Origin of the sequence: Methanobrevibacter curvatus, assembly GCF_001639295.1 — an archaeon.
GTDB lineage: Archaea > Methanobacteriota > Methanobacteria > Methanobacteriales > Methanobacteriaceae > Methanoflexus > Methanoflexus curvatus.
This window is the reverse complement of the sequence record NZ_LWMV01000214.1, coordinates 1-10,828: the sequence shown is the minus strand read 5'-3', so window position 1 is coordinate 10,828 and position 10,828 is coordinate 1. Positions and strand designations below refer to the sequence as shown.

Here is a 10,828-nt window from a genome sequence, read left to right as displayed (position 1 = left end):
ATCTTAATTAAAATAGAATTATTGAATATTTATATTTATTTTTATAATAAAATTTATTATAACTTTACAAATCTAATTTTAACTTAATTAATTAAATTTAAAAAATTAGATTTTTGAATTGTTGTACAGCCATTTAATAATATTTTTCCATAAATTTTTATTGAAATATGTTTTGGAATTAAATGATTTTTGAAGATGAAATAAATAGATTAATACATTTTATAACAGAATGGATTTTTATAATATTTGTTTAGCTATTTTTATTTGGTTCCCTTTATATGTAGTTGACTTTATTTATTCCAACTTTTTTTAATTTTAAATAGTTATGGTAATTTTTTATGCATTAAAAAACATACTAGCTACAAAATAATTTTTAAAATAATTACTTATTTTTTTAATCGAGTGAAAATCATGGTGAAAATAGCTGAGAGATTAGATAAAATTGAACTTTCTGGAATAAGAAAAATGTTTGAGGCAAAGCCAAAGGGAGCCATTAACCTTGGTCTTGGAGAACCAGACTTTGACATACCAGAAAATGTTAAAATGGCTATGAAAAATGCTTTAGATGAAGGTCAGACTCACTACACTCATAATATGGGCATTCCCGAACTTCGAGAAGAAATAGCTAAAAAGCTTAAAAAAGATAACAACATCAATACAAATCCTGATTCAGTTATGGTCGCTGTTGGTGCAAGTGAGGCATTATACATATCCACTCAAGCACTTTTTGAAAAAGGAGATGAAGTCTTAATTCCAGATCCTGGCTTTGTCTCATATAAAGGATGTGTTGATTTAAGCCAAGCTGAAGCCATTCCAATAGAATTAGACTTTAATAATGATTATAAAATGACTGTGGAAGACATTGAAAATAAAATCAATAAAAACACTAAAGGATTGATTTTAAATTCTCCTTCAAATCCAACAGGAGCTGTAATGGATAAGGAAGACATTAAGACAATATCTGATTTGGCAACTGACAATGATTTTATAATTTTAAGTGATGAAATCTATGAAAAAATCATTTATACTAAAAAACACCACTCTCCTGCTCAATTTAGTGATAATGTTATTACAATCAATGGTTTTTCAAAGACATATGCCATGACTGGCTTAAGAGTGGCTTATTTAACAGGACAAAGAGATATTGTTGATGAAATTTTAAAGGTTCATCAATACAATGTTGCTGGTGCAAGTTCAATCTCACAAATTGGTGCAATCGAAGCACTAAAAGGTCCACAAAACTATGTTGATAATATTGTTAAAGAATTCAAAAGAAAAAGAGATTTAATAATATCTAGACTAACTAAAATGGGATTAAATTGCCCAAATCCAGAAGGAAGTTTCTATGTTTTTCCAAAAGTTAACAATGGAAATAAATTTGCACAAATGGCTTTAAACACAGGAGTGGTAACAACTCCAGGTGTATCTTTTGGTGAAAGTTCAAAAAACAATATAAGAATGTCCTATGCAACATCTTACGAAGAAATCGAAGAAGCTATGAATCGTTTAGAGAAAGTGGTTTAATTATTTATCAGATGTCGGATAATTGAAAAAAATTGAAGAGGTTTGGTATATTATTTAGTATGTTTAGAGTCTATTATATTAGTATTTTATAAAAGTACAATTTATCTGGTCTTTAAAAACAATATTCTAAAAGTTAATGTTTTGATTTTAACAATGAGAAAAGTCCACAATACTTATTATCATTAAAAAATTGACTTTATGGAAAATAGTTTAAATTAAAATATAAGGATTTTATTAAGTTTTTTTAAAGGGTTAAAACTGATTTCATCTATACTTTTAGAAAATCATATTATATTTATTTCAAAACAGCTTGAATAATCTCTTAAACTCTTAATTTTTTCATATAAATCAGACACCTGATACTAAAATGGCTTTTTATTTTAATTTGCATAAATAGGGTATTTTTGGAAGGGTCACTGTTTTTTGCAAGAGCAGTCTTTGCAATGGATAGAGTAATCATAAACTAGGAGTTATTATCTTTCTTTTTTGCATTTTTATGTATTGGTTAAATTTTTCTCTTTTTTTGGATAAGAAATTCTATTTGTTTCATTTTTTGCCCATTTGCCCATTTTTGTTTTTTTATTATAAATTATAATGTTTGTTTTTTTATTGATATATATTTTTCTATTTAATTTATTTAGGAATTTGTTTATATGATGATATAAAAATTTATTTAATATCTGTTAACATTTTTTTTAATTTTTAATTGATTGTATTTCTTTAACATAGTTATAAGGGATTTAAATGGCTTTAATTAATTTAAACATATGGAAATTAGTATATATGGGTGGGTGAAAGTGGGAGTTTTTCTTTTGATTTTAATGTTCCTGTTTTTTGCCTCTTTCTCTGCAGTTTCAGCAAGTAATATTGCTGTTAGTGGAAATTCTTTTGATGACATAAATAATGCTATTAGTACTGCTAATTCTGGAGATGTTATTCAATTAGGCTCAAATACTTTTAAAAGTAATGGTTCGGTAATTAGAATAACTAAAGAAAGTTTAATTTTTATTGGTGCTTCTGCTAATAACCCTGCAACTTTATCTGGAGAAAACATCAGTAGAATAGCATGGGTTAATGCAAATAACATTACGTTTAAATATATTAAATTTATTAACGGAAATGGCAACACTTTAGGTGGAACAGCTATCACTACCTACTCTAAAATAACTGTTGACAACTGCACTTTTTCAAATAATACTGGAGAAAGTGGAGCAGCCATTTTCATATACCCTCAAGCATCTAACTCTATAATAAAAAATTCCATTTTCAACAACAATCAAGGAATACAAGCAAGCACAGACAATTTTGTTCAAGGAGGAGCAATAAGATCTGGTACAACAAACTTAACAATCACAGACTCAACATTTACTAACAATTTCGCCCTAAATGACGGAGGAGCCATTTCCATAGCCAATGGAACAGGAACTAAAATCATAAACTGCAAATTCATTAACAACAGTGCAAATATAGGAGGAGCAATTAGAATCTCTGACTCTGAAGCAACCATTAGCAACTCCATATTTAACCAAAACAATGCAAACAACGTAGGAGCAATATTCATATTTAATGGAACAGCCACAATATTAAACTCTAACTTCACCTCTAACAAAGCAAATAACGGTGGAGCATTAGGATTATACGACAGAACCGCCAATGACAACAAAATAATCATCTTAAAAAACTTAATCTTTGACTCAAACACTGCCACAAACATGGGTGGAGCAATTTATACCCAAATTCCAATTAAATATCTAAATGATTCTACATTTAAAAATAATTCTGCTATAGACGGTGGAGGAATCTATTCTTTAAGTAATTTACAAATTAATACAGCTAATTTTTCACAAAATACTGCCACTACCTCTGGCGGAGCAATTTACACAAATGGTCAAATAAGTATTTCTTCTAAATCGAGCTTTATATCTAATAATGCAAATAATGGTGGAGCAATATATACTTTTAAGAATTTAAATATTTCTAATTCCATATTTAGTAAAAATAATGCCGTATCCAATGGTGGAGCATTATATGTCAATGGAGGAACAACTAGAATATTAAGCAATTCAAATTTTTCATCAAATAAGGGTGTTAACGGTGGTGTGATTTACTCTAATGGTGTATTAAGCATTGTTTCAGCTAATTTTAACAACAATTTTGTAACTGGCAGTGGTGGAGCTATTTATTCTCTTAAAAACTTACAAATTTCTTCATCTAAGTTCAATGGAAACAATGCATCCACTAATGGTGGAGCATTGTATTTAAATGGCGGAGTTACAGCTATTACTGGTAAATCTACTTTTAATAACAATAAGGCTATTAATGGTGGTGGAATTTATACTAATTCTAATTTAACCATTAATTCTATTGGATTTTCAACTAATATTGTTAGTTCTAATGGTGCTGGACTATATATTAACAGTGGTACTGTAAATATTTTAAATAATTCTAATTTCACCAATAATAAAGCTGTTAATGGTAGTGGAGTCTACAGTAAGGGTAAATTAGTTGTTAATAATGTTTTATTTTTAAATAATAATGTATCAGCTAATGGTGGAGCTATTTACAGTTTAAATGATTTAAATATCGCTACTACTAATTTTAATAAGAATAATGCCAATTCAAATGGTGGAGCATTGTATGTCAATGTAGGAACAACTAGAATATTAAGTAATTCAAATTTTTCATCCAATAGTGGTGTTAACGGTGGTTCGATTTATTCTAATGGTGTATTAAGTATTGTTTCAGCTAATTTTAATGACAATTTTGCAACTGGTAGTGGTGGAGCTATTTATTCTCTTAAAAACTTACAAATTTCTTCATCTAAGTTTAATAGAAACATTGCATCCGCTAATGGTGGATCATTATATTTAAACGGTGGAATCACAACAATTACTGGTAAATCTACTTTTAATAGTAATAAAGCTATTAATGGTGGTGGAATTTATACTAATTCTGATTTAACTATTAATTTTATTGGGTTTTCAAGTAATGTTGTTAGTTCTAATGGTGCTGGGCTACATATTAACAGTGGTACTGTAAATATTTTAAATAATTCTAATTTCACTAATAATAAAGCTGTTAATGGTAGTGGTGTCTACAGTAATGGTAAATTACTTGTTAATAATGCTTTATTTTTAAACAATAATGCATCAGCTAATGGTGGAACTATTTACAGTTTAAATGATTTAAATATCATTGCTACTAATTTTAATAAGAATAATGCCAATTTAAATGGCGGAGCATTATATTTAAATGGTGGAATTACAACTATCACGGGTAAATCTACTTTTAGTAACAATAAAGCTGTTAATGGTGGTGGAATTTATACTAATTCTGATTTAACTATTAATTCTGCTGGATTTTCAAGTAATATTGTTAGTTCTAATGGTGCTGGGCTATATATTAATAGTGGTACTGTAAATATTTTGAATAATTCTAATTTCACTAATAATAAAGCTGTTAATGGTAGTGGTGTCTACAGTAATGGTAAATTAGCTGTTAATAATGCTTTATTTTTGAATAACAATGTATCAGCTAATGGTGGAGCGATTTATTCTAATATCCAGGGTTCAATCAACATAACGGGTTCTTACTTTAATGGTAATAATGCAGCTAATGGTGGTGCTCTTCATCTTGAATCAAAATCCTATATAACTTCCTCTAATTTTATAAATAACAAAGCTAATAGTGGAAATTCCATTGTACATTTAAAAAATGCAATTTTAATTCAAAATAATAATTTTAATAGCAACATTGGAGGAGGATTAGAGTTAACAGGTAATGGAACTCTTGTTTCTGGAAATAAATTTGTTAGCAATAGTGGAAATGGTGCTTATAGTTCTAATATTAAAAATGGAATTATAAATAATAATGTTTTCCAAAATAACAGTGGAATTGGCTTTTATGCTAAAGGGAACAATAATAAAATCTCCAACAATAACTTCACCAACAATAAAAAGGGAATTGAAATTGTTGGCAATGGCACTGAATTTAAAAACAATAATCTAAGAAATAACAATTTTGAAGGAGCTATTTTTAACGGAAATCGTGTAAATATTCTTAATAGCAATATTTCAGGCAATAAAGGTAATACATTAAAAGTTATAGGCAATTATGCTACAATTGAAAGAAATTTAATTTATAATAACCTTGCTATTAAATCTAATGATTGTATAATTTTCATTAAAGGCAACTATGCTAAATTAAGATACAACACAATTAAAAACAATAATCTACAAGGAATACATTTATTTGGCGACAATTCTCAAACAACTTATAATATTTTATCTAATAATAACAACCAACTAATTGTGGACGGAAATAAAGCAATAATACAACATAATAATATTTCTAACAGCAAAAACAATGGCATTTATCTAAATGGAAATAATGGGAGTGTTTCATATAATTATGTTCATCACAACAACAAAACAGGAATTGTTGCAAAAGGAAACTATAATAAAATCTCCAACAACACAATTAAAAACAACAAAGCCCAAGGACTCTACATAAAAACTAACAAATCAAAAATCTTATACAACAACATAAACAACAACCTTAAAAACGGAATCAAAGGAGAAGGAAACAATAACATATTCAAAAACAATTCCATTACCAATAACTCTAAAAAAACAAAAAATTGTGCAATCTACTTCAAAGGAAACCACAACAACTACACACACAACAAAATCCACAACAACGGATACCATGGACTACACACAATAGGCAAAGACAATAAAATAGCTTACATGACTTTAAAAAACAATAAAAATACCCAAACAGTTATTCAAGGAAATAACAATTTAATCTACAACTTAACTACACATAACAGCCCAAAATCAGGACTAACCATAATTGGAAATAACAACAAACTATTTAAAAGCAAAACCTACAAAAACAAAATCCACGGACTTGTAATCAAAGGAAATAACAACCAAATTAACAAAACAACCATCAACTCAAACAACAACACAGGCATCTTAATCAATGGATCTAACAATAAATTCATACAAAACACCATAAAAACCAACAAAAACGGCATTCACCAAACAGCTGGTAAAAAAAACTACTTCAACTATAACTACATTTTCAACAAAAAATATAACCTCTATCTATCCAAAGGCTCTGCCAACGCAGAATACAATTGGTGGGGAGAAAACAAAGCACATAAAGTAAAAAATACTAAAATTAACAGATATGTTACAGCCTATTTAGATGCACCAAACACACTAAAACTAAAAAAAATACACAACATTTATGTAAAATTTAAAGATAACAAAAATAAAAAATTAAAAAAACCAATACCTTCATTAAAAGTTAAATTTAAATTTGACGGAGAATATACTCCTATTTTCTACAATGTCACTAAAAATTTGGCTAAAGGCAAAATAAGAGTATCTAATTATGGTTTTTACACTTTAAAAGTCATTATTGATAATCAAACCCTAAATAAATATTATCTTGGTGATTCAAAAGGCAAAGAATATGATTTAAACTTATACATAAAAAAATTATTTAAAAAAGAAGGAGTTAAAGCTAGCCCAAACATTATTCATAGCACTCGCAAATCTGTTTTAAATAATTTAAAAAGTTTCAAACCAAGGCCAAATCCTTATAGTAGTAACAATAAAGGTATGACTCCTAATTTGCAATCTAATAATTATTTAAATGATCTTTATTCTTTGATTCAAGGAGCATATAATATTAATATTCCTAAAAACTCAGTTTTAAATTCAAATTTTGGAAAATTACTTTTAATTACTTCCCTTCTGAATCCTGTTCCAGGAGCTACTTTTCAGATTTATACAGCTGGCAAATTTATCGATGCAATACTAAACTCAAATGGCGACCCTTGGAAATTTATTAATGCTAATTATTTAACCATCCCAGGATACAATTATATTAACAAACTTAACATTAATGGCATTCCAGCGGGTCATGGAATTAAAATTATCTTGGACATCGCATTATGCATTGATAACAATGGAAAAATGAGCATTGGTGGTTTCCTAATCAATGTGGCTTCATTAATTATAACTATTCTTACTGCCGGTACAGGCACAGGTGCTATCGCAAGCCTTAAAACAGGAGGAAAGGCTCTTCTTAGATCAATTTTACCTAAATTTGTCATTAAATTTCTCACAAAAATTGCAAAATATGGTAAAAAACTTACAAAATTCATTGGTAAAAAATTACCCGAGCCCTTAAAGAATCTTTATTTTGATACTGTTAAAAAGTTCACCATGGATGTTATTAAGTTGTTTGGTAATCTTAATCCATTTCCTTTGACTGCTAGGATCTTTAAATATTTTAAATCTCGTATTTTACAAACGATCGGTGAAGATATTAAGATTTTTGGTGAGGTTTTTAAGACTGCTACTGAGGGCTTTGGTGCTTTTGTGAAAACTATTAATTCCTATGTTCATAAAGCTTTTAAAGATATTACTCCTTTGTCTAATTTACAACATTTTATAAAAGGCACTTCTAGCTATTTGACTAATAATCTTAATTTAAAAGCTATTTCTAAGTTTATTACTGATGGACCAGCTAATATTTCATATTTAGCTAACCAGGCTAAAAAGGCTGCAGTCAATGCTAAAAATGCCATTGTGAATAATGTGAAAAGTGTTGTTAAGAAAACAGCTAATACTATTAAAACCATAACTCAAAAATCTTATAATACTGTAGTTAATGCCTATAATGGTGCTAAAAAGACATTTTCAAGAATTAGAAATAATATTTATAATGGTGGCAAAAGTTTGTATAATAAAAGTAAAAATGCTTTTAATAAGATTTATAATGGTGTCAAAAGTGTGTATAATAAAAGTAAAAATGTTGTTATTAGTGGTTATAATAAACTTACAAGTTTAATTAAATTATAAAGTGATATATATGAAGTATGATATAGATATTGAGATGGAACTTCAACATGAAAATTTTGATAAGATTTTAAAGAATTTTGAATATGTTGATGGCTTAGAAGAGATTTTAAATGAAACTTTAGAATTATATGATTCTGAATCTTTCATAGATTTAACTAAAAACATGGAAAATTACATGAACCAGCACAACAAAGATTTCCTTACTTCGAACCTAACTCCTGAGGACTTAAAAGAAAAATTCTTGATATTACAAAATGCTTCAATTCTAAAAAAATCCAAAATCAAATTACTTTATGTTCCATCTCTATGGGGCGACACTATCGTCTTTGAACATTTCAAAGCACTAACCTCTTTCTACGCAGTCTTAATGAAAATGAAAGCAAATAAAGACAAAATTTCCGAAGAAAAAAAATTCCTTTTTATCGAAAAACTAATCTACCTGCTATTAGACTTTGACAAAAATTCAACCTTTAAACATGCTGATAAAAACTTTTTCCACTCTTTAAAAAAAATAAAATGGGACAAAAATGCAAATAAACTTTTTGATAAGATATATGACATGCATTCTGATGTTATAATATATATATTAGGAGGGTCATTTTCGAAAATTTTTCTGTATAATCAATCGGGTAATTATTTTGCTTTAACATTTTTAGTTGCCTGTAATGCTGTTAATCATGGTCGTAATCGAATGATTGAGGATGATGTTGTAATTGCTTTTAAGACTTTTTATAAACTTATTCATGCGGATATTGATCAACTTTCAATATGATGCCTAATTTTTGTTAAACTGTTATCACGAAGTTTTAGACTATTTAAATAAATTTTATTTAAGAATTATTGTGATTTAATTAGTTTAGGTAGGTGTTAAGATTTTTGGTGAGGTTTTTAAGATTACTACTGAAGGTTTTGGTGCTTTGTGAAAACTATTAATTCCTATGCTCATAAAGCTTTTAAAGACATTACTCCTTTGTCTAATTTACAAAGTTTTATAAAAGGCACTTCTAGTTATTTGACTAATAATCTTAATTTAAAAGCTATTTCTAAGTTTATTACTGATGGACCAGCTAATATTTCATATTTAGCTAACCAGGCTAAAAAGGCTGTAGGCAATGCTAAAAATGTCATTGTAAGTACTGTGAAAAATGTTGTTAAGAAAACAGCTAATACTATTAAAGCCATAACTCAAAAATCTTATAATACTGTAGTTAATGCCATAATGGAGCTAAAAAGACATTTTCAAGAATTAGAAATAATATTCATAGTGGTGTCAAAAATTTGTATAATAAAAGTAAAAATGCTTTTAATAAAATTTATAATGGTGTCAAAAGTGTGTATAATAAAAGTAAAAATGCTATTATTAAGGGTTATAAGAAAGTTACAAGCTTAATTAAATTGTAAAGTGATATATATGAAGTATGATATAAATATTGAGATGGAGCTTCAACATGAAAATTTTGATAAGATTTTAAAGAATTTTGAACATGTTGATGGCTTAGAAGAAATTTTAAATGCAACTTTAGAATTATATGATTCTGAAACTTTTATAGATTTAACTAAAAACATGGAAAATTACATGAACCAGTACAACAAAGATTTCCTTACTTCGAACCTAACTGCTGAGGACTTAAAAGAAAAATTCTTGATATTACAAAATGCTTCAATTCTAAAAAAATCCAAGATTCAATTACTTTATGTTCCATCATTATGGGGAGATACTATCGTATTTGAACATTTCGGAGCACTAACCTCTTTTTACACAGTTTTAATGAAAATGAAAGCAAATGAAGACAAAATTTCTGAAGAAAAAAAATTCCTTTTCATAGAAAAACTAATGTACTTACTATTGGACTTTGATAAAGATTCAACATTTGAACATGCTGATAAAAACTTTTTCCACTCTTTAAAAAAAACAAAATGGGACAAAAATGCAAAAAAACTTTTTAAAAAAATATATGATATGCATTCTGATGCTATAGTATATATATTAGGGGGACCATTTTCGAATATTTATCTGTATAATCATTCTGGTAATCGTTTTACTTTAATGTTTTTATCTGCTTGTAATGCTATTAAGCATAGTCGTGAACAAATGATTGAGGACGATGTTATACTTGCATTTAAGACTTTTTATAAGCTTATCCATGCTGACATTGATCAACTTTCAATATAATTTGATTTTTTCATTTTAATTGATATTTTAGAATTTTTAAATTATTTAAGAGAATTTCTATAAACTCCAATATAAATATTTTTATTTGCTATTTGTATTTTTTTTGTGAATTTATTTTTTTTGTGTGTTCTTTAAATTGATATAGAAAGGTTTATATAGGATAATATATATATTTAATACCATGTATGACTTGAATAATTATTTTATAAATAAACAGTATGCGAAAGTTGAAGAGTTAGGTGATCGTTTG

At 27.3% G+C, this 10,828-nt stretch carries 5 protein-coding genes; all 5 read left to right on the top strand.

Going from position 1 to position 10,828, the window contains the following annotated elements; all coding sequences use genetic code 11:
- Window positions 1-411 precede the first annotated feature (411 nt).
- The 5 genes from MBCUR_RS09030 to MBCUR_RS09010 all read left to right on the top strand — a co-directional run bounded on the left by MBCUR_RS09030 (window position 412) and on the right by MBCUR_RS09010 (window position 10,578).
- On the top strand, window positions 412-1,524 hold the full coding sequence (locus MBCUR_RS09030; RefSeq protein WP_067092579.1) for a pyridoxal phosphate-dependent aminotransferase: 1,113 nt from the start codon (window positions 412-414) through the stop codon (window positions 1,522-1,524).
- A 797-nt stretch (window positions 1,525-2,321) separates the two neighbouring features.
- Window positions 2,322-8,405, top strand: a complete 6,084-nt coding sequence (locus tag MBCUR_RS09025) for a beta strand repeat-containing protein (protein ID WP_067092578.1) — start codon at window positions 2,322-2,324, stop codon at window positions 8,403-8,405.
- 10 nt (window positions 8,406-8,415) lie between these two features.
- Window positions 8,416-9,177: a hypothetical protein gene (locus tag MBCUR_RS09020; protein ID WP_067092577.1), complete on the top strand. Its 762-nt coding sequence runs from the start codon at window positions 8,416-8,418 to the stop codon at window positions 9,175-9,177.
- Between the two features lie 147 nt (window positions 9,178-9,324).
- Window positions 9,325-9,795, top strand: a complete 471-nt coding sequence (locus MBCUR_RS09015) for a hypothetical protein (protein WP_067092576.1) — start codon at window positions 9,325-9,327, stop codon at window positions 9,793-9,795.
- A 21-nt stretch (window positions 9,796-9,816) separates the two neighbouring features.
- On the top strand, window positions 9,817-10,578 hold the full coding sequence (locus tag MBCUR_RS09010; RefSeq protein ID WP_067092575.1) for a hypothetical protein: 762 nt from the start codon (window positions 9,817-9,819) through the stop codon (window positions 10,576-10,578).
- The last annotated feature ends 250 nt before the right edge of the window (window positions 10,579-10,828 follow it).

Coding starts and splice junctions, on each gene's coding strand:
- MBCUR_RS09030 (WP_067092579.1), top strand. CDS start 412: ATGGTGAAAATAGCTGAGAGATTAGATAAAATTGAACTTTCTGGAATA.
- MBCUR_RS09020 (WP_067092577.1), top strand. CDS start 8,416: ATGAAGTATGATATAGATATTGAGATGGAACTTCAACATGAAAATTTT.
- MBCUR_RS09010 (WP_067092575.1), top strand. CDS start 9,817: ATGAAGTATGATATAAATATTGAGATGGAGCTTCAACATGAAAATTTT.